The sequence below is a fragment of the Bradyrhizobium sp. SZCCHNR1093 genome, from assembly GCF_032381175.1.
Lineage (GTDB): Bacteria > Pseudomonadota > Alphaproteobacteria > Rhizobiales > Xanthobacteraceae > Bradyrhizobium.
Map to the genome: position 1 here is coordinate 467783 of NZ_JAUHJJ010000004.1, position 19201 is coordinate 486983.

Genomic DNA, 19201 nt, shown 5'->3' on the forward strand with positions numbered 1-19201 from the left:
TGTATTGGGACTGGGGAGAGACGAATGCAGAAGACGACCTTGATCTTGACCGCAAGCGCCGCGGCGCTGGGACTGGCGCCGGCCTCAGCGGCCGACTTCGCGACGCGCCCTTACAGCAAGGCGCCACCGCCGGCTTATGTCACGCCGCTGCCGAACTGGGCCGGGTTCTACCTCGGCGTCAATGGCGGCGCCGATTGGAGCCACAACTGCTGGACGCTCAATCGCGTCGGCGGCGTGCCGGTCGTGCCGACCCAGTCCGAAGGCTGCCACAATGCCTCGAGCGGCCTCATCGGCGGCCAGGTCGGCTATCGCTGGCAGGCGGCGAGCTGGGTGTTCGGCGTCGAGGCCCAGGGCAACTGGACCGACCTGAAGTCGTCCAATGCGAGCACGGCGGCGCTGGCTGCGGGCATCACCAACAACACCAAGACCGATGCGATCGGCCTGTTCACCGGCCAGGTCGGCTACGCCTGGGGCAACGTGCTCTGGTACGTGAAGGGCGGCGCCGCCGTCACCCACAACAAATACACCGGCACGGCGAATGCGGCTGCGCCCTTCCCGGTCGGCACGCTGCTGGATTCCGCCAGTGAGACCCGCTGGGGCGGCACCGTCGGCACGGGCGTCGAGTTCGGCTTCGCGCCGAACTGGTCGGTCGCCGTCGAGTACGACCACCTGTTCATGGGCTCGCGCGACATCAGCTTCCCGGCCACCGCAACCGTGCTGTCGCGCGTCGATACCATCAAGCAGGACATCGACATGGCGACAGTCCGGGTGAACTATCGATTCGGGGCGCCGATGGGCACGCGCTACTGAAAAAAGCCGCCGCTCGCGCGCATTCGGAAAGGCCGGCCCTCGCGCCGGCCTTTTTCGTGTCAACAGCCCGGCAGCGTCGCGGCGTTTTTGTGCTAAATATATGATTTATAATGCTTTTTCGTTTCTGTGGCGGGCGCGTTACAGCCTCGCCGGGATGCCCTGTGTATGACTTGCCCATCGCTTGTCATTCCAACCTCCCGGGGGAGAATTTGATGAAGAAGTTGTTTGTGATCACGACGGCGCTCGTCGGCATCGCAACGGCCACGTCCGCTTCGGCGGCCGACATGGCGGCACGTCCCTATACGAAGGCGCCGCCGATGGTCGCGCAGATCCTGAGCTGGTCGGGCCTCTACGCCGGCATCCAGGGCGGCGGCGGCTGGGGCACCAGCAAGGAGACCTTCCTCGGCCGCTTCAATGCGCCGGGCTTCCTGGGCACCCAGAACTACAACACCAATGGCGGCTTCGTCGGCGGCGTGGTCGGCTACAACTGGCAGGTCGACAACGTCGTGTTCGGCCTCGAAGGCGACTATCACTGGGCCGACATCAACGGCCGCTCCGCCGTGGTCAATGCCGGCCTCGGCGACACCTTCTTCACCAAGCTGACCAGCTTCGGCGACATCAAGGGCCGCCTCGGCTATGCCGCAGGCCCCGCCCTGTTCTTCGTCAGCGGCGGCGCCGCGGTGGGCCAGTTGCAGCATCGCTATGACGGCGTCCCCGGCAACGTCTTCAGCCAGAACACCACCCGCTGGGGCTACACGGTCGGCGCCGGCGCCGAGTATATGTTCGCGCCGAACTGGTCGGCCAAGCTCGAGTACAACTATCTCGACTTCGGCAAGAGCGCGATCCAGTACAGCGCTTTCGCAACCAACCGCTCCGAGTGGAAGGACACCGTCCACACCGTCAAGGCCGGCCTCAGCTACCATTTCGGCGGCCCGGTCATCGCCAAGTACTGACACCTGCAACCGACAGGTTCCGAGAAAGGCCGGCGAAAGCCGGCCTTTTTTGTTGCCCTGATGCCACCTTGCCGGCTCGCCACACCCGGAACCAAGCAGTTGAGTGACATAGGCTTTCTGGAACTTGCCCGTAAAAACGCGGTTTGGCCGCGAGTGTGTCTTCAGGGTGACGGTAATCCGTACGGAACCGGGCTATAGGAACCTCGTCAACTTGAACGGGTGAGTCTGTTTCGTGCGTAAAACTCTCGGTGCGATGCGGACTGCTAGGAATTAACTGGAGACTGGAATGAAGAAGATCCTGCTCGCGACCGTGGCCTTGGCCGCCCTGGCCGCTCCCGCTGCCGCCGCTGATCTTGCCGCGCGCCCGACCTATACCAAGGCGCCGGTTGCCGCGCCTGTGCTGACCTGGACCGGCTTCTACATCGGTGCCATGGGCGGCTATGCCAACGAGGATGCTGACTTCGCGGCCATGAAGGGCGGCTTCGCTGGCGGCACCGTCGGCTACAACTGGCAGCAGGGCGCTGTCGTGTTCGGCCTCGAGGCCGACGCCGCTTGGGCCGACATCAACGCAAACGTTGGCGCGCTCGGTGTCAACGCCGAATCCAAGATCCGTGACTGGGGCACCGTCCGCGGCCGCATCGGCTACGCCTTCGGCCCGACCCTGCTGTACGCGACCGGTGGTTACGCCTGGGCTGACAACCGCGTCTCGCTGACGGCTCCGGGCTTCGCCGCTTCGGACAGCAAGATCCACTCCGGCTGGACCGTCGGCGCTGGCGTCGAGTACATGTTCGCCCCGAACTGGTCGCTGAAGGGCGAATACCTCTACAAGAGCTTCGGTGGCGAGAGCTACACCTTCACCGGCCTCGGCACGCTCGCGACCGGCACGCTCAACGTGCATTCCGGTCAGGTCGGCATCAACTACCACTTCTAAGTCTTCGCCTCCGGGCCAACGCACACAGCCTCCGCTCTGCCAGAGCGGAGGCTTTTTCTTTGCGGGATCGCGCACAAGGCAGGACGGAACCGGCAGCCTCCTGCCATTCGCTGCCATTCCCTGAGCGCATTGTTGATGATTCGCTGACGGCACTGGAAATCCAGCCCCGTTCTTCCTACGTTCCGACGATACCTTTTCCCTCTGGCGTCCGATGGCCGGCTTCCGGCGAACGCGCCTGCAACGATGGCGCGACTCTGCGCCGTGGGACGATCGTCATGGATGAAGTGCTCAAGGCCAAGCAGCGCGCGCAAGCCAACCAGTCGAGCCTGCGGGCGATCACGATCCGCGGCGCCCGCGAGCACAACCTCAAGAACATCGACGTCGAGATCCCGCGCGACAGGCTCGTGGTCTTCACCGGCCTGTCCGGTTCCGGCAAATCCTCGCTCGCCTTCGATACGATCTATGCCGAGGGCCAGCGCCGCTACGTCGAATCGCTGTCGGCCTATGCCCGCCAGTTCCTGGAGATGATGCAGAAGCCTGATGTCGACCAGATCGACGGCCTGTCGCCGGCGATCTCGATCGAGCAGAAGACCACCTCGAAGAATCCGCGCTCGACCGTCGGCACCGTCACCGAGATCTACGACTACATGCGGCTGCTGTGGGCGCGCGTCGGCGTGCCCTACTCGCCGGCCACGGGCCTGCCGATCGAGAGCCAGACCGTGTCGCAGATGGTCGACCGCGTGCTGGCGCTGCCCGAGGGCACCCGCCTCTATCTGCTGGCCCCGGTCGTGCGCGGTCGCAAGGGCGAGTACAAGAAGGAGCTCGCCGAATATCTCAAGAAGGGCTTTCAGCGCGTCAAGATCGACGGCACCTTCCACGAGCTCGCCGAGGTGCCCACGCTCGACAAGAAGTTCCCGCACGACATCGACGTCGTCGTCGACCGCATCGTGGTGCGCGCCGACATCGGCCAGCGCCTCGCGGAGAGTTTCGAGACCGCGCTGAAGCTCGCGGAGGGACTCGCCGTGATCGAGTTCGCCGACGCGCCCGCCTCCGCCGCCCCGGCCGAGGAGAAGAAGAAGACCGCCAAGATCCATGACAAGAGCGGGCCCGAGCGCATCCTGTTCTCGGAGAAGTTCGCCTGCCCAGTCTCCGGTTTCACCATTCCCGAGATCGAGCCGCGGCTGTTCTCGTTCAACAATCCCTACGGCGCCTGCCCGGAATGCGGCGGCCTCGGTGTCGAGCAGCACGTCGATGCTGATCTCGTCATTCCCGACAAGGACGTCACCCTGCGCAAGGGCGCGATCGCCCCCTGGGCCAAGTCGTCCTCGCCCTATTACCTGCAGACGCTGACAGCGCTCGGCAAGTTCTACAAGTTCACGCTCGACACCAAGTGGAAGGACCTGCCGAAGAAGACGCAGAACGCGCTGCTGCACGGCTCCGGCGACGACGAGATCAAGTTCACCTATGAGGACGGCGTCCGCGCCTACGACACCAAGAAGCCGTTCGAGGGCGTGATCACCAACATCGAGCGCCGCTTCCGCGAGACCGAGAGCGAATGGGCGCGCGAGGAGCTCGGCAAGTACTTCAACGACGTGCCCTGCGCCGGCTGCAACGGCTTCCGGCTGAAGCCCGAGGCGCTGTGCGTCAAGGTCGCCGGCAAGCACATCGGCGAGATCTCCGAGCTCAGCGTCAGGGCTGCCGGCGAATGGTTCGCCGAGGTGCCGAAGGCCCTGAACGCGCAGCAGACCGAGATCGCCACCCGCATCCTCAAGGAGATCCGCGACCGCCTGACCTTCCTGCTCGACGTCGGCTTGAACTATCTGACCCTGGCGCGCTCCTCCGGCACCTTGTCGGGCGGCGAGAGCCAGCGCATCCGCCTGGCGTCGCAGATCGGCTCGGGCCTGACCGGCGTGCTCTACGTGCTCGACGAGCCCTCGATCGGCCTGCACCAGCGCGACAACGCCCGCCTGCTCGACACGCTGAAGCGGCTGCGCGACCTCGGCAACACCGTGATCGTGGTCGAGCATGACGAGGATGCCATTCGCCTCGCCGACTACGTGCTCGACATCGGCCCCGGCGCCGGCACCCATGGCGGCAACATCGTCGCCGAGGGCACGCCGGCCGAGATCATGCGCAATCCGGCGTCGCTGACCGGCAAATATCTCACCGGCGAGCTCGAGGTCGAGGTGCCCGAGCGGCGGCCGCCGAACCATCGCCGCACCATCAAGGTCGTCAACGCCCGCGGCAATAACTTAAAGAACGTGTCGGCCGAGATCCCGCTCGGCCTGTTCACCGCCATCACCGGCGTCTCCGGCGGCGGCAAGTCGACGCTTCTCATCGACACGCTCTACAAGGCGATCGCGCGCAAGCTCAACGGCGCCAACGAGGCCGCCGCGCCGCACGATCGCATCGAGGGCCTGGAGCACATCGACAAGATCATCGATATCGACCAGTCGCCGATCGGCCGCACCCCGCGCTCCAATCCCGCGACCTATACCGGCGCATTCACCCCGATCCGCGAATGGTTCGCCGGCCTGCCGGAATCGAAGGCACGCGGCTACGAGCCGGGCCGCTTCTCCTTCAACGTCAAGGGCGGCCGCTGCGAGGCCTGCCAGGGCGACGGCGTCATCAAGATCGAGATGCACTTTTTGCCCGACGTCTACGTCACCTGCGACGTCTGCAAGGGCAAGCGTTACAACCGCGAGACGCTCGACGTGCTGTTCAAGGGCAAGTCGATCGCCGACGTGCTCGACATGACCGTCGAGGAAGCCGCCGAATTCTTCAAGGCGGTGCCGCGCGTGCGCGACACCTTCGAGACGCTGCGTCGCGTCGGCCTCGACTACATCCATGTCGGCCAGCAGGCCACCACGCTCTCCGGCGGCGAGGCGCAGCGCGTCAAGCTCGCCAAGGAGCTGTCCAAGCGCGCCACCGGCCGCACGCTCTACATCCTGGACGAGCCGACCACCGGCCTGCACTTCCACGACGTCAAGAAGCTGCTGGAGGTGCTGCACGAGCTGGTCGCGCAGGGCAATTCGGTAGTGGTGATCGAGCACAATCTCGAGGTCATCAAGACCGCCGACTGGGTGATCGATCTCGGCCCCGAAGGCGGCGACGGCGGCGGCGAGATCGTCGCCTGGGGCCCGCCCGAGGACATCGTCAAGGCGCCGCGCAGCTACACCGGGCAGTTCCTCAAGCCGGTGCTGGAGAAGTCAGCCAAGCCGAAGAAGCGCGGCCGGGGCGCAGCCAGCGAGGCGGCGGAGTAGTTGCCCTCAATTCCCTTGTATCGATCGTCGTTGCGAGCGAAGCGAAGCGATCCAGGGCCGCGTGCGCGTCTCTGGATTGCTTCGTCGCTTCGCTCCTCGCAATGACGCATGTGGTCGATACCGGTTCATCACAGCAAAGCCCGCCACTCTCTACAGAGCGGCGGGCTCGATGTTTCCACAACGAACTCAGATTACCACTGGCGATAATATCCGCTGCGCGTGCCGTTGTTGTTGCCGCCCGGGCCGACGTCGCCCTGGGTCGAGCTCGGGGTCGGATGGTTGGTGCCGTTGTAGCCGGTGCCCCAGCCCGGGCCGTCATACGGGCCCGGCGCGACCGCGACGTAGCCTTCCTCATAGACCGGCCCCGGCGCCCAGGCGAAGGAATCGCGGTAGGCGTAGGTGCTGGTGACCTGGCCACCATAGCCGTAGCCGCCCGGGCCGTATTCGCCGGCCGAGGCCGCAGCGGTGCCAGCCACGAGCGTGACGGCGGTCAGCACGGCGAATCCAAACGTGCGCGTCATGAACTTGCTCCTTCGTTCCTAATTCTCGGAGAACAAACGATATCGATCCATCCAAGGTTCCGCCGGTTCCCACAACAATCGTGCGACACAACGCGACGCTCCCCTTCGCGCGACCTCGTGATCCAACGGCTTCGTGACATCGCCGACACGCGCAGCGAACCCGTCCGACACGACAAACCCGCTGCTCTTGTCGAGCGGCGGGTTTGATCGCCTAACGTCTAACGCGAGATGGCGGCTACCACTGCCGGTAGACACCGGTCAGCGTACCGTTGTTGTTGCCGGACGGACCGACATCGCCCTGGGTCGAGCCAGGGGTCGGATGGTTGGTGCCGTTGTAGCCGTGGCCCCAGGCCGTTGTACCCCACGCCACCTCACCCGGCGCGTAGGCCGGCGCCGGCGCGGCGTCATACACCGGCTCGGAATCGTTGCCCTGTGTCGGCGGCCCCCAGGCCATCGAGTCGCCGTAGCGGGCATAGCCCTGCGCGGATGCGGCGGCGGTGCCGAGCACCAGCGTGGCGGCGGCCAGCGCGGCCATCTTGAGCGTGCGTTGCATGTGTCTCTCCTTGCTCTTGTACGGGGGTCAACGATCGCACTGCGCAAGGTGTTCCTGCAGCGCACGCTCACAAAGGCCGTGAGAGATTGTTGATCGGATGCGCGTCAAAACCCTCTTGCAGACCTGCGGGAGCAGGCTCGCAAGAGGGCAACGCGAGACGCGACCCGAACGGCGACGTCCCCCTGATCAGCAGCTCACGCCGCGACGGCGACCGCGCGCGGCCGCGCCACGCCGGTCTTGGTGACCCCCGGCAGTGGCGGCGCCGTCGTGCCAGTCGCGTGCGGGAAGTACTGCAACTGCATGGAATGCATGTAGCCGGCTTCTGCGGTCCAGGAATCGTTCGTCTCCACGATCGGCGTGATCGTGAACAGGTCCGGATTGCTCGGCACGATCGACGTATAGGTCGGGATCGTTGCGCTGAGGATCTCAAGCGGCTTGTAGATCGAGTAGTAGTTGGTGTCCTTCAGGACCGGCGCCGGCGGCGCATAGGTGACGAGAATCCCTTTCAGATTGGCCCATCCCATCGGCACGATGTCGTTGCTGTTGACCGCCGCATAGTAGGTATAGGCCTTCGCGAAGGTGGTCGCGAAGCCCGCGTTCCACATGGTCGGAGCCGCGAAGGTGTGCGGCCACAGCGTGAACTTCAGCGACGAGTTCAGCTTCGGCAGTTGATCCTGCAGCCACGCCGTCGCCACCACGGCGAGCGCGCCGCCCAGGCTGTGCCCGGTCACCATCAGTTGCAGATTCTGCTTGGCCGCAAGGCCGCGCAGATAGTCGAGCAGCGACAGGTCCGTCGCGGGATCGGTGAGCGCGATGACCAGCGCCAGCGCATCGTTGATCCCGGCACTGATCTGCAGCGGCGAGCCGGCCTGCTGCGGATACAGCCACGGCACCTGGAAGACTGCATCGACGTCGGCGAGCACGTTCTCGAAGGCACCGCCGACCGAGCCGTCGACATCGGTGCCGCGGAACGCCAGCGCGTAGCTGCCGTCGCTGCCTTGCGCGACATAGGCGAGCACGCCGTTGTTGACCGCCGGGCCCCAGACGAGCGACCACGGACCGTTCGCTGCGCCCGACGGAACGGACTTCAGCATCGTCACGAAATCGCTCGGCTGAACCGTATCGAGCGCGTCGTCGATATAGGCGAAGTAGGACAGATACGCTGCAGCAACCTTGTTGAGGGCCATGTGAAATCTCTCTGGCTTGAATGATGAAAACAAATTCGATCAAATTGGGCAGGCAGACTCTGATCCGCCGGCGCATCGGGATCATAGACCGCGTCATTTCCAGGTGCACATCACAACATGTTCAACCCCTGATCGTAGAACGTCATCATGGAGCTGCGACACGCAAGGGTCGCAGCTCATTGCGCGCCGCCCCTCCCATTGCTATGGCGCAGGGACTGTCGCAGGACGACACGCCTCGACGATCATCAGCCCCTCGCCGCGCTCACCCCACGCGATGCCATATTCCCTCGTCATCTTCGATCTCGACGGCACGCTCGCCGACAGCTTCCCGTGGTTTCGCACCCACGTGAATGCCGTCGCCGTGCGGTACCGCTTTCGTCAGGTCGAGGAGCAGGACATCGACGGGCTGCGCCATGCCTCGACCCGTGAGATCCTCGATTTCCTTCAGGTGCCGCGCTGGAAGCTGCCCTTGATCGCGCGCCACGTGCGCCGGCTGAAGACGGCGCATGCAGCAAGCATCCCGCTGTTTGCAGGCGTCGACATCATGCTCGACACCCTTGCCGCGAACGGCACCATGCTCGCATTGGTCTCGTCGGACAGCGAGGCCAATGCGCGGCAGAAGCTCGGATCGCGCGCCGGTCTGTTCGCCGATTTCGATTGCTCAGCCTCGGTGTTCGGCAAGGCACGGAAGTTTCGCCGGGTGCTGAAGCGGCTGCGCGTCGACCCGGCCCAGGTCATCGCGATCGGCGACGAGACCCGCGACATCGAGGCTGCGCGCGCCGCCGGCATCGCCTTCGGTGCGGTGACATGGGGCTATGCCGCGGAGCAGGCGCTGCGCGACCACCAGCCGGAGATGCTGTTCACCCGGATGGACGAGATCGTGGAACGGTTGGTGGTGCCCGCCAGACGAGATTCGTAGCCTGCATCAGCGCCGGCGACATGCAGGGATAACGACGAGCCTCGATACCTCCCCGCGTCATTGCGAGCTACGCTCGCAATGACGGAGGCTGCAGATGCAACTCCATTCCCGCCACTGGCCGGCCTGCCTCACCGCCGCAGGAACGCGCCGAACGCGCGCGGGCCGTTGCCGACCTTGATCTCCCCTGTGACCTTCAGTGCGGCCACGTCGATGACGCTCAGGATGTTGCTCTCCCAATTGGCGACGATGACGCGTCGGCCGTCGGCCGTCGCCTCGATGCCCTCGGGATAGTCACCGACATTGATGCGCTGGAGCGGCTGGAGGCTCGCCAGGTCGAACACGCTGACCGTGCCGTCATACTGGTCGGTTACGAAGCCCCTGCCCTGCGCCAGCGCCACTGCATAGGGCCGCAAGCCGGTCTTGACCCGGCCGATCTCGCGACGCTCGGCGAGGTCGATCACCGAGACGTCGTTGGAGGCGACATTTGCCGTGTAGGCGCGCTTGCCCTCGGCGTCGATGGTGACACCGAACGGCCGCGTGCCAACCTTGATGGTCGCAAGGCGCTGGCGCGTCGCCGTGTCGATCACCGAGACCATGTCGTCGTCGCGGTCGGCGGAGAGCAGCAGCTTGCCGTCTTGTGTCACCGCAAGCCCCGACGGCGAGGCGCCGACCGCGATGCTGCCGGTCACGGTCCGGGTCTTCGCATCGATCACGCGAATTGCGGCGTTGTACCAGTCTGCGACGTAGACCGTCGAACCGTCCGGCGTCACGGCAATGCCGAGCGGGCCGCCACCGACCTCGATCCGTCCAACAACCTTTCGCGCGACAGCGTCGACGACGCTGATGCTCTTGTCGTCCGGACTCGCCACATAGGCGAAGCGTCCGTCGGCAGCCACCGCAACGCCGGCCGGCTTGCCGCCGATCGGGATCGTCGCCACCGGCTTCGAGGTCGCGAGGTCGACGATGGTCAGATCATCGCTGAGCTGATTGGTGACGAAGGCTTCTTCGGCATGGGCACTGGCGCAGCAGACGAGCAAGGCTGCGAGCAGAAAAGCTCGAATAGGATCTGAGAGACGAGGAGTGGTACAGCGCCCTGCCTTGTACCCACCTCGCCCCGCTCTTGTCCGCCGTAGCTCGCAGAGCGAAGGCGGATGCGGGGCCGCGACGAGCTTCGCTCGCGCTGAGAGGTCGGATTGCATCGCCAGATGCAATCCGGGTGAGGCGGCACAGGTCTCACCGCCCACACCCCCCGTTCGGCTGCCCCTCACCCCAACCCTCCCCCCGTAAGAACGGGGAGAGGGAGCGCAGCGCTGACTTGGCGACATGGTCGTATCCAATCAGCTCCCGCTCTCCACCTTCTTCTTCAGTCCCTCGAGCCCGCCCTTGTAGAGCCCGGTCACCGCATTGACCGCGGCCTCGTCGCTCAGCTCCGGCGGCGGATCGTTGTTGGGGAAGCCGCGGTAGAACGCGCCGGTCCATTCGACCACGCTGCCTTTGCCGTCCGCACTCGGCGTCACCGCGATGGTCGACGAGTAGTTTGTCACCGGCAGCACCTTCACATCGACCGCCGTGATCCGGTACGAATAGCTCATCTTCTCGGCGTCGTATTTGTAGAGCTCCTCGTCGACCGTGGCGCCGCCCTTCAGGGTCAGCTTGCGCGTGGCGCCGATCTCGTTGCCCTTCTCGCCCGCGGTCTTGTCGACGACGCCGAGCCAGCTCATGTCCTGGAAGTTGCCGATCACGGCCCACACCTTGGCGGGCGCGGCGTTGATCTCGACGTGCTCCTGCACCTTGCGCCGGGTGGGACCATGCGCATCCGCCGTGCTCAAAGCCGTCGTTGCGATCGCGAGCGCCGCCGTTACGGCCAGCGCCTTGCCGAACACCATCCTCATCTCGTTTCCTCAACCATTCTCATTTGGCCCGCGCATCTGGCACGCGGCGGGCCCATCTTTGCACCGCTCCCGATTGTTGCAACAAAAAAGACCGTGTCGTGGCGCTCGAAAGCGGGTCAATTGGCGCCACAGCAGCGCTTGTATTTCCGGCCGGAACCGCACGGACAGGGATCGTTGCGGCCGACCTTGCCGAAGGAGGCGAACGGATTGGGTTGCTCAATGAAGGCGGGCGCGCCGGGCACGGGCGCCCCGCTCCGCCGATGACGGTTGAGGGTCAGCACCGCATGGCGGATGTCAGCAGGTGCTTCGCGGTCGAGCCTGGTATTCTCGACGCGGTCGGCATTCTCGTCGCGCGCCAGCTCGATCGCCACCATCAGGCTCAGCGCCGCCTCGCCCACGTCGCCGTCGACGTTCCGGTAGGCCTTGAACCGCTCTTGACGCAGGTCCACCGCCGCAGCGAAGCCGTCGATCCACAACTCCCAGATCACACTGCCGTCGATCGGATCGACCGGATAGCGCGGCTGATACAGCTCCGGCGTTTGCGTGAGCGTCCGGGCGATCTCGTCATGATACGCCATCACCAGGTCGAGCACCGCATTGGCGTGGTCGATGCTCGCAAACACCGAGTGGCGGCCTTTGCCGAACCCGAACGCCGCGGCGAACCATTCGCCGGGCGGGACCTGCTCCGGCAGGACCAGCAGGCCGGCGATGAAGCCGTCGAGCTCCTCCAGCACCATGGCGCGGTCGTCGAGGGCGAGCAGCGCCTGGTCGAGCTCGTCGTGACGGTTGGCCTGCTCCGACATCTGAAACCCTGCTTCCCTCACCCGCGTCGCGACCTGATTTGCCCGACGCGCACGCCGCGAAGGCGTGACGCGACCGTTTTGACACCAAAACGGCCATGCGCGCAAAATCTATATTTCGACGCGGGATCAGCGCCATCACCCCTGTCCAGTCGTGTCGCGAAAAATATTCTTCTTTCGCTTTTTCGGAATTTGCGTTCTTCTGGGTGCGTCCTGCACTCACGAGAGGGGCGCTTCGCGGTCGTCACGGGCGTTGAGTGCGGGATGCGATGGACGTCACGGGCCCGGCGCAAATGCGCAGACGACGGGTCCGGCGGCGGACGGCGAAATCGTGTGGTCCTGACCTCCCGACGCTGAGGTCAAGCTGGTGGTGATGCTCACGCATCGCGCCGGTGACGGTGGCCAGAAAGCCCGGTGCACCGAGGAGATCACGTATAAGCCGTAACACCATCGCGCAGGGAAGGCCGGGTCATCTCGGCTGAGCCTGTGGTTCCTGCCCCGTGCATTTTTCCCGCACGGGGGCCGCGGGCATCAGCGGATGCCCGGCCTTCCCTGCGCCCTCTCACTTCGAGGAGGGCAGAATATGATGCAAAGCCCGGACGCCATTCGCACGCGGGAACGCGGACTCATGTCTCTCCGTCATCGCGAGGAGCAAAGCGACGAAGCGATCCAGAGTCTTTGCGCAGCCCTGGATTGCTTCCGCCTGCGCCCGATGGGCTTCGGCGGACACGTCGCTTCGCTCGCAATGACGGCGGAGCAAGTTGGTCGACCTCGCCAACTCTCATGCACCACGCCCCGCCCTCACTCCGCAAGCACCGCCTGCACGAAGCCGTCGGGATCGGCGCAGAACTCGCGCAGGGCCTTGAAGTGATCGGTGTCCTGCACAACGACCTTCTCGAGACCGTATTTGGTCAGGCGCAGCAGGGTCGCGCCGGGATAGGCCATCAGCACCGGCGCATGCGTCGCCATCAGCACCTGGCAATGACCGGACTCGTCCATCCGCCGCATCAGCTTGAGAAACTCGATCTGGCGCGCCGGCGACAGCGCCGATTCCGGCTCGTCGAAGATGTAGATGCCCTGGCGCTGGCAGCGCTCCTCGAAGAAGCGCAGGAAGCCCTCGCCGTGGGAATGCGACAGGAAGTCGGGCGGCGGCCCTCCGAATGGATCGTCCAACGCGGCCTCGTCGAGATAGCGCGCCACCGAGAAGAAGCTCTCGGCGCGGAAGAACCAGCCCTGCGTGATCTTCGGCAGCCAGCTCGCACGGAACGCGGCACCGAGCGTGCCCCCCATGCGCTCGATCGCACGACCATGATCCACCGGCCTGTAGCCCTTGCCGCCGCCGGCCTCGTCATAGCCGGCCAGCGCCGCGATGCCTTCGAGCAGGGTCGATTTGCCGGTGCCGTTCTCGCCGACGATGATGGTGATGGCGCTCGTGAAGCTCAGCTCGAACTCGTCCTGCAGGAACGGCAGGCAGAACGGATATTCAGCGCGGTCGGCGATCTTGGCCGGATCGAGCCACAGCCGCTTCAGATAGGGGGCGCGCAGCCGGATCTCGCGTTGCTTCCTCGCCATGACGCCTTCACAAATTCGGTGACATCGCGGGCAATCTCGCACAAGGCGGCGGGATCGGCTACCGTCCCACGCGGGCTACGCCGCGACCTCCAGCACCAGCTCCATCGTCATCAGCACCGGGTTGTCGCCGCGAACCAGACGCCCCTGCGCCAACGCGCCGGTGTAGTCCACCAGCGCGACGTCGAGCGTGGCTTCGAGACCGACAGCGCCGGGCGCGATCGCGCCCGAGGCGATGGTCAGCTCGGTCGCAAACGGCTCGACCACAGCACCGCTCTCGAAGCGCGCGCCGATGGTCGAGCCGACACCGCCGCGGATCCGCGCCCTGCTGATGCCTTGCGCGCGGCAGAACTCCTCCAGACAGCCGGCAAAATCCTGGTTCGGCCGCAGCCGCAGGGCGAAGGCACGGCGATCCGTTGGGGCGCTGCTCGGTGCGGCCGCCACCGGGCCGAACAGCTTGAAGCCGGTCTCCGGATCAGGCGCGGCGGTGAAGATCGCGCCATCGAGCCCGAACGCCTCGACCTCGAACGGCTCGGCGACCACAGTCTCCTCGGGCAGGATGTGCCCACCACCGGCCCGGCCGCCCTCTTCGGTCCACAGCGCGTGACAATGGAAGAACGGCGCGCCGTCGCGCACACCCAGCGTCATGGTCGCGGTCGAGAGCTGGGTGACACCGGCGGGCCGATAGGTCTCGCTGTAGAACGCGGCATGATCCGGCGCCTTCGACAGCGCCGGCATGACATAGGCGAACGGTCCGAGCGCACCACCTTTGATGTCGAGCACGCCGCCGGCAAAGCCTTCACGCGCAAAGCCGCGATGGGCCGCTTCCAGCAGCGGCAACCCCTGCTCCATGGTGAAGGTGAAGGCGCGGCCGCGCGCCTCGACCCACTGGACGCGGTCGGCTACCGGCGCGCCGGGCTGTTTGATGAATCGCATCAGTGCTCAGCCCTGCCTGGTGAGATCGAGCAAGCCGCGCGCCTCGAGCTCGTCGCGCACGAGACGCTTGGGGATCTTGCCATAGCCGGACTTCGGCAAGGCATCCCAGAAGAAGAACCGCTTCGGCATCTTGTAGCGCGGCAGCTTGGTCGCGAGATAGCCGGCGATCGCGCTCTCGCTCGGCACGGCCGCGCCCTCGCGCGCCACGCAGACGGCGACGCCGACCTCGCCCCACACGGGATCAGGCACGCCGAGCACGGCGACCTCGCCGATGTCGGGATGGGTCAGGATCTTCTCCTCCACCTCGCGCGGATAGATGTTGGAGCCGCCGGAGATGTACATGTCCGACGCGCGGCCGGTGATATAGACGAAGCCCTGCGCGTCCATGTGGCCGAGATCGCCGGTGCGAAACCAGCCGTCGCGAAACGCCTTGGCATTGGCGTCGGGATTGTCGTAGTAGCCCGCGAACACGGCCGGACCGATGACGCAGATCTCGCCGGTCTCGCCCGGCTTCAGCTCGCGCCCCTGATCGTCCTGGATCGAGACCTGCATGCCCGTGCGCTCATAGCCGCAGGTGCCGATCCGCGCCTCCGGTCCATCCTCTTCCTCGTGCGCCGCGGCCGGCAGCACCGTGATGTTGCCGGTGACCTCGCCGAGGCCGAAATACTGGACGATGACCTTGCCGAGCCGCGCCAGCGCGCGCTTCTGGTCCTCGCGATACATCGGCGCGCCGGCATAGATCACATGGCGCAGCGAGGAATGATCGAATTGGTCGACGGCGGGATGCTCGACCATCATCTTCAGGATGGTCGGCACCGTGAACAGGTTGCTGATGCGATGCGCCTCAATGAGACGGAACGCCTCGGTGATGTCGAACTTCTCGCTCGGCAGCAGCACCGTCCTGGCGCCGCGCGCGCTCTGCATCAACTGGTGCACGCCGGCGCCATGCGACAGCGGCGCGACGACGAGCGATGCGTCGTGCTCGGTGGTGCCGGGCGTCAGATCGGCGAGATGGTTGGTGATGACGAAGGCCATCTGGCCATGCGTCAGCACCGCCGCCTTGGAGCGGCCTGTCGTGCCCGAGGTGAAGAAGAACCAGCAGGGATCGTCGTGCTCCACGGCTGCGTTCGCAACGTCTGCGCCGGCGTTCGCCTTCATTGCGTCGGCCACGGCCCCCGTGCCGAAGCTGCCGCCTTCACCGATGCGCCAGGTAAAGTCAGCAGTCGTCACTGCGGCAGCGTGCTCCGGAAAGTCGCCGTGGCAGAGAAACGCCTTCGCGCCCGAGGCGGTCGCGAGGTAGGCGACCTCGTCCGGCATCAGGCGGAAATTGGTGGGCACCCAGACCGCGCCGAGCCGGAACGCGGCAAACATCGAGACGAACATCTCCTCGCAATTCTTGGAATGCACCAAGATGCGATCGCCCTTGGCGATGCCCTGCTCCGCCAGCGCTGCCGCCAGCGCCGAGACCATCGCGTCGATCTCGCGCCAGGTCCACGACCTCTCGCCCCAGACGAAGCCGACGCGGTCGCCGAGCCGGCGGCCGTTCTGCGTCACGATATGCGCGAGATTCATCACCCGCCGCGACATCCGCAGCTGTGTGCCACTCATCGACGAGCCCTCGCATCCCGGCAGCAAATGAACAGACCCATGACAGCGTCCCCTCGATCGATTCTCGGGCGGTCTCGGCCACCCGTTACCTTCCCGCTTGTTTATCGCGGTCCCGCGCGACCTCGCAAGCGCGGCCTGCCCATCGCTCCCATGCGACGGTGTCATTCGAACGAATGCAGATGCCGTGCGACAAACCCGAGGCCGGCCGCGCATTCCTTCGTTTCACCACGCACCGAATCTGATTTGAGGACACCCATGATCAATCGTCGTTTCCTGCTTCTCGGCCTCGCTGGCGTGCTCGCCGTATCCCCGCTTCGCGCGCAGGCCCCCGCCGCCAATGAGCCTACCGGCATCATGACCGCGATCTACACCCGCGTCGCCAAGGGCAAGGGCGAGGATGGCGGCAACTTCGTCATCGAGAACAAGGCGGCACGCGCGTACTATCTGTCAAAGTCGCTGGCCGCCCAATGGGCAAAGATGGACGCCCGCACGCCGAAGGGCGAGGTCGGCGCGGTCGATTTCGATCCCGTCACCAATTCGCAGGATCCGGATGTCGCCTCGTTCAAGGTGAGTCCGGAGAAGCAGGAGGCCGACAAGGCGACGGTCGCCGTCACCATCGCCGGCCATCGCAACGATCGCACGGAACAGGCCGACAACGTCATCCGTTACGACTTCGTGCGCGATGCCGGCCAATGGAAGATCGACGACATCCGCGGCGCCGTCGACGGCAAGCCCTGGTCGATCCGCGAAATGCTGGCGGAGTTCATCAAGCAGACCGACAAACCGAAACGAAGGTAGAGGAGCATGACCGTCGTCCGCGACAACAAGGCCCAGAGCCGCTTCGAGCTCGACGTCGAAGGCAGCATCGCTTTTGCAAACTACCGAGCGACGCCGCAGGCGGTCGTCATCACCCACACGGAGACCCCGGCGGCCCTGCGCGGCCGGGGCATCGGGTCCGAGCTGGTCAAGGGCGCACTGGAGTTGATCCGCGCCGAGGGCCGCAAGGTGATCGCGGGCTGCAGCTTCGTCGCCGACTACCTCCGTGACCACCCGGAGAACCGGGACATCATGGCGTGACGTTCCGTAGAATTACCGAGCAAGACGATTGGACCGTGTGCTTTAACGCAATGGCTACCCGGATGGACCAGCAATCCCCCGCCGAACAAGCAACCAGACCGATGGGGAGAGGCTCATGTTCATCACTGCCATTTTCGACGTTCTCAAGCGCTACGTCCACTACCGCACCCAGCTCGCTTATCTTGACCAGCTCGACGAGCGCACGCTGCGCGACATCGGCTTCAACCGCGACCAGTTGCACGCCGAGGCCTGGGAGCGCGCCAGCCTGGTGCACGCCTGAGGCGCCTGCATACACCGGACGATATCAAAGACGACAAAGGCCCGCGCGATGGCGGGCCTTTCGCTTTTCGACAACTGGGCCGACCGCCTCAGTGCTTGATCTCCGGCGGAAGCTTGCCGCCATTGGCGGCGAGCTTGCTCATCACCTGCTTGTGCAGCCACACATTCATGCTGGCCGAGTCGTTGGTGTCGCCGCTGTAGCCGAGCTCCTTGGCAAGCTCCTTGCGCGCGGCGAGGCTCGAATCGATGTCGAGCGCCTTCATCAGGTCGACGATCGAGGTCCGCCACTCCAGCTTCTCGTGTTTGGCAGCCGCGGCCTTGTCGACGATCGCCGCCACATCGACGTTTTGCGCCGCAGCAGCCGGGCCCCCGGTCGGAGCTGCCGTGCCGCCTGCCGGCGCGGTGCCGCCCGCGGCGGGCGTGCTGCCGCCGGCCGGGGCAGCCTCGGCATGATGACCGAAAATAGCGCCCATGATCTTTCCGAAAATGCTCATCAATGGCTCCCAATGGATGGTGATCGTAAGAAGAACTCGGCCGGCGTTGTTCCGTTGCAAAGACGGCCGTAGAGCCGCTCCGCCACCCGCCGAGGCCTGCCAAGGCGACCACGGCGACGAATGTGAAGCTTACCCAAGGCGGAATGACGGCGGAATGACTTTGTCCGTGGATGGCTCGGCTTCTTCGGTCGCGGGCACCGTTCTAATGCACCGCGACATTCACAGCACTCACCGAGGCGTGAGTAGGCGCGGCCTGTTTTGCCACTATCCTGATGACTTCCGTTCGCGAATGGCCGCCCCGAGGTTCGTCGCGTCTGGCCATCCGCGAATTTGTTCCAACGAGAAGCGCAGCCCGCCTGCGTGGTTGGGTAGCGCCCTACGCAAGTTGAGGGAGCACACGACGATGGCCACCTACCACAGCAATGCCGCCTCCCACGTTCGGGCGGCAGACGAGGTCGCGGCTGAGCTGACGATTCGCACGATCGACATGTCGAGCCTGATGCGCGCGCTGCGGCTCGGCTGGGACGATTTCAAGGCCGTCCCGAGTCACGCCGTGATGCTATGTGCGATCTATCCCGTTCTCGGCCTGGTGATCGCGCGCGCGGTGTTCGGCTATGCGGTGGTACCGCTGTTGTTTCCACTGGCGGCGGGCTTCGCCCTGCTCGGCCCATTCGCCGCGCTCGGTCTCTATGAGCTCAGCAGCCGCCGGGACCGCGGCGAGGACACCAGTGCCTGGGATGCTCTGGAGGTGCTGCGGTCGCCGTCGTTCGGCTCGATGCTCGGACTAGGCACGCTGCTGCTCGCGCTGTTCGTCACCTGGGTCGCGACCGCGCAGGCGATCTACGTCGCAGTGTTCGGCTACGGCGGCGCGACGGGCGCGGGCGATTTCCTGCAGCGGGTGTTCACGACGCCGCAAGGCTGGTGGCTGATCGCGGTCGGCTGCGGCGTCGGCTTCCTGTTCGCGCTGCTGGCGCTGTGCCTGAGCGTCGTGTCCTTCCCGCTGATGCTCGACCGACACGCCGGCGCGCTCGAAGCAGTCGTCACCTCGCTGCGCGTGGTGGCCAAGAATCCCGTTCCGGTTGCGGCCTGGGGCCTCATCGTCGCGGTGCTTCTGGTCGCCGGCACGATTCCGTTCTTCCTGGGGCTCGCCGTTGTGATCCCGGTGCTCGGCCACGCCACTTGGCATCTCTACCGCGAAGCCATCGCGATCAATCCCGACGCAGCCCGGATCGTGCCGCCGGCCCCGCGCGGCTCCAAACCCGCGGCCGACTTCCCGGCGAACCTGTTCCCATGGCGCTCGCGCGACGGGATGTGAGGACGCAGCGACGAGTTTGTCACGGCCGCCGGCCTCCCGGGCCGGCGGCCGTCTCGAGAAGCCGCCAGCGTGTTGCAGCGCTCACGAAATCCGA

19 protein-coding genes are annotated in these 19201 nt (G+C 65.6%); 9 read left to right on the forward strand and 10 right to left on the reverse strand.

The genetic code is table 11. The features are described from left to right. Positions 1-24 precede the first annotated feature (24 nt). The 4 genes from QX070_RS16735 to uvrA all read left to right on the forward strand — a co-directional run bounded on the left by QX070_RS16735 (position 25) and on the right by uvrA (position 5957). Positions 25-810 (forward strand): outer membrane protein, encoded by a 786-nt coding sequence (locus QX070_RS16735; RefSeq protein WP_315738111.1) that lies wholly within the window; start codon positions 25-27, stop codon positions 808-810. 212 nt (positions 811-1022) lie between these two features. Next, positions 1023-1763 (forward strand): outer membrane protein, encoded by a 741-nt coding sequence (locus QX070_RS16740; RefSeq protein ID WP_315738112.1) that lies wholly within the window; start codon positions 1023-1025, stop codon positions 1761-1763. 286 nt (positions 1764-2049) lie between these two features. Further along, positions 2050-2694, forward strand: a complete 645-nt coding sequence (locus QX070_RS16745; RefSeq protein ID WP_315738113.1) for a porin family protein — start codon at positions 2050-2052, stop codon at positions 2692-2694. Positions 2695-2969: 275 nt separating this feature from the next. Beyond that, positions 2970-5957 (forward strand): excinuclease ABC subunit UvrA, encoded by a 2988-nt coding sequence (gene uvrA / locus QX070_RS16750; RefSeq protein ID WP_315738114.1) that lies wholly within the window; start codon positions 2970-2972, stop codon positions 5955-5957. A gap of 191 nt (positions 5958-6148) precedes the next feature. On the opposite strand, the gene QX070_RS16755 is transcribed toward uvrA, so the two are convergent. From QX070_RS16755 to QX070_RS16765, 3 genes are all read right to left on the reverse strand, one after another. Next, entirely contained in the window at positions 6149-6478 is a 330-nt protein-coding gene (locus tag QX070_RS16755; protein ID WP_315738115.1) for a hypothetical protein, read from the reverse strand. A 235-nt stretch (positions 6479-6713) separates the two neighbouring features. Then, positions 6714-7031 (reverse strand): hypothetical protein, encoded by a 318-nt coding sequence (locus QX070_RS16760; protein ID WP_315738116.1) that lies wholly within the window; start codon positions 7029-7031, stop codon positions 6714-6716. A gap of 194 nt (positions 7032-7225) precedes the next feature. Then, positions 7226-8218, reverse strand: coding sequence for a lipase family protein (locus QX070_RS16765; RefSeq protein ID WP_315738117.1), 993 nt, complete (start codon positions 8216-8218; stop codon positions 7226-7228). Positions 8219-8492: 274 nt separating this feature from the next. On the opposite strand from QX070_RS16765, the gene QX070_RS16770 reads away from it, so the two are divergent. Further along, a complete protein-coding gene (locus QX070_RS16770; RefSeq protein ID WP_315738118.1) occupies positions 8493-9137 on the forward strand; it encodes an HAD hydrolase-like protein in 645 nt (214 codons plus the stop codon). Between the two features lie 128 nt (positions 9138-9265). On the opposite strand, the gene QX070_RS16775 is transcribed toward QX070_RS16770, so the two are convergent. From QX070_RS16775 to QX070_RS16800, 6 genes are all read right to left on the reverse strand, one after another. Further along, positions 9266-10198, reverse strand: a complete 933-nt coding sequence (locus QX070_RS16775; protein WP_315738316.1) for a cytochrome D1 domain-containing protein — start codon at positions 10196-10198, stop codon at positions 9266-9268. Between the two features lie 276 nt (positions 10199-10474). Next, positions 10475-11029, reverse strand: a complete 555-nt coding sequence (locus QX070_RS16780; RefSeq protein WP_315738119.1) for an SRPBCC family protein — start codon at positions 11027-11029, stop codon at positions 10475-10477. A gap of 116 nt (positions 11030-11145) precedes the next feature. Then, entirely contained in the window at positions 11146-11937 is a 792-nt protein-coding gene (locus QX070_RS16785) for a UPF0149 family protein (protein WP_315738120.1), read from the reverse strand. Between the two features lie 693 nt (positions 11938-12630). Beyond that, on the reverse strand, positions 12631-13401 hold the full coding sequence (locus tag QX070_RS16790) for an AAA family ATPase (protein ID WP_315738121.1): 771 nt from the start codon (positions 13399-13401) through the stop codon (positions 12631-12633). A gap of 75 nt (positions 13402-13476) precedes the next feature. After that, positions 13477-14334: a PCC domain-containing protein gene (locus QX070_RS16795; RefSeq protein WP_315738122.1), complete on the reverse strand. Its 858-nt coding sequence runs from the start codon at positions 14332-14334 to the stop codon at positions 13477-13479. A 6-nt stretch (positions 14335-14340) separates the two neighbouring features. Further along, on the reverse strand, positions 14341-15942 hold the full coding sequence (locus QX070_RS16800; RefSeq protein ID WP_315738123.1) for an acyl-CoA synthetase: 1602 nt from the start codon (positions 15940-15942) through the stop codon (positions 14341-14343). A 255-nt stretch (positions 15943-16197) separates the two neighbouring features. Here QX070_RS16800 and QX070_RS16805 point away from each other — a divergent pair, with 255 nt between their 5' ends. The 3 genes from QX070_RS16805 to QX070_RS16815 all read left to right on the forward strand — a co-directional run bounded on the left by QX070_RS16805 (position 16198) and on the right by QX070_RS16815 (position 17299). Continuing rightward, on the forward strand, positions 16198-16740 hold the full coding sequence (locus tag QX070_RS16805) for a DUF3828 domain-containing protein (RefSeq protein ID WP_315738124.1): 543 nt from the start codon (positions 16198-16200) through the stop codon (positions 16738-16740). Positions 16741-16746: 6 nt separating this feature from the next. Then, positions 16747-17019: a GNAT family N-acetyltransferase gene (locus QX070_RS16810; RefSeq protein ID WP_315738125.1), complete on the forward strand. Its 273-nt coding sequence runs from the start codon at positions 16747-16749 to the stop codon at positions 17017-17019. 115 nt (positions 17020-17134) lie between these two features. Beyond that, the gene (locus QX070_RS16815) at positions 17135-17299 is read left to right on the forward strand and encodes a DUF1127 domain-containing protein (protein ID WP_315738126.1); all 165 of its coding nucleotides are present in this window, start codon (positions 17135-17137) and stop codon (positions 17297-17299) included. Between the two features lie 88 nt (positions 17300-17387). On the opposite strand, the gene QX070_RS16820 is transcribed toward QX070_RS16815, so the two are convergent. Then, the gene (locus QX070_RS16820) at positions 17388-17792 is read right to left on the reverse strand and encodes a DUF3597 domain-containing protein (RefSeq protein ID WP_315738127.1); all 405 of its coding nucleotides are present in this window, start codon (positions 17790-17792) and stop codon (positions 17388-17390) included. A gap of 403 nt (positions 17793-18195) precedes the next feature. Here QX070_RS16820 and QX070_RS16825 point away from each other — a divergent pair, with 403 nt between their 5' ends. Beyond that, positions 18196-19107, forward strand: coding sequence for a DUF2189 domain-containing protein (locus tag QX070_RS16825; protein ID WP_315738128.1), 912 nt, complete (start codon positions 18196-18198; stop codon positions 19105-19107). Positions 19108-19201 lie beyond the last annotated feature (94 nt).

Coding starts and splice junctions, on each gene's coding strand:
- QX070_RS16800 (WP_315738123.1), bottom strand. CDS start 15,942: ATGAGTGGCACACAGCTGCGGATGTCGCGGCGGGTGATGAATCTCGCG.
- QX070_RS16820 (WP_315738127.1), bottom strand. CDS start 17,792: ATGAGCATTTTCGGAAAGATCATGGGCGCTATTTTCGGTCATCATGCC.
- QX070_RS16735 (WP_315738111.1), top strand. CDS start 25: ATGCAGAAGACGACCTTGATCTTGACCGCAAGCGCCGCGGCGCTGGGA.
- QX070_RS16805 (WP_315738124.1), top strand. CDS start 16,198: ATGATCAATCGTCGTTTCCTGCTTCTCGGCCTCGCTGGCGTGCTCGCC.
- QX070_RS16810 (WP_315738125.1), top strand. CDS start 16,747: ATGACCGTCGTCCGCGACAACAAGGCCCAGAGCCGCTTCGAGCTCGAC.
- uvrA (WP_315738114.1), top strand. CDS start 2,970: ATGGATGAAGTGCTCAAGGCCAAGCAGCGCGCGCAAGCCAACCAGTCG.
- QX070_RS16760 (WP_315738116.1), bottom strand. CDS start 7,031: ATGCAACGCACGCTCAAGATGGCCGCGCTGGCCGCCGCCACGCTGGTG.
- QX070_RS16765 (WP_315738117.1), bottom strand. CDS start 8,218: ATGGCCCTCAACAAGGTTGCTGCAGCGTATCTGTCCTACTTCGCCTAT.
- QX070_RS16740 (WP_315738112.1), top strand. CDS start 1,023: ATGAAGAAGTTGTTTGTGATCACGACGGCGCTCGTCGGCATCGCAACG.
- QX070_RS16825 (WP_315738128.1), top strand. CDS start 18,196: ATGGCCACCTACCACAGCAATGCCGCCTCCCACGTTCGGGCGGCAGAC.
- QX070_RS16755 (WP_315738115.1), bottom strand. CDS start 6,478: ATGACGCGCACGTTTGGATTCGCCGTGCTGACCGCCGTCACGCTCGTG.
- QX070_RS16815 (WP_315738126.1), top strand. CDS start 17,135: ATGTTCATCACTGCCATTTTCGACGTTCTCAAGCGCTACGTCCACTAC.
- QX070_RS16790 (WP_315738121.1), bottom strand. CDS start 13,401: ATGGCGAGGAAGCAACGCGAGATCCGGCTGCGCGCCCCCTATCTGAAG.
- QX070_RS16745 (WP_315738113.1), top strand. CDS start 2,050: ATGAAGAAGATCCTGCTCGCGACCGTGGCCTTGGCCGCCCTGGCCGCT.
- QX070_RS16780 (WP_315738119.1), bottom strand. CDS start 11,029: ATGAGGATGGTGTTCGGCAAGGCGCTGGCCGTAACGGCGGCGCTCGCG.
- QX070_RS16795 (WP_315738122.1), bottom strand. CDS start 14,334: ATGCGATTCATCAAACAGCCCGGCGCGCCGGTAGCCGACCGCGTCCAG.
- QX070_RS16770 (WP_315738118.1), top strand. CDS start 8,493: ATGCCATATTCCCTCGTCATCTTCGATCTCGACGGCACGCTCGCCGAC.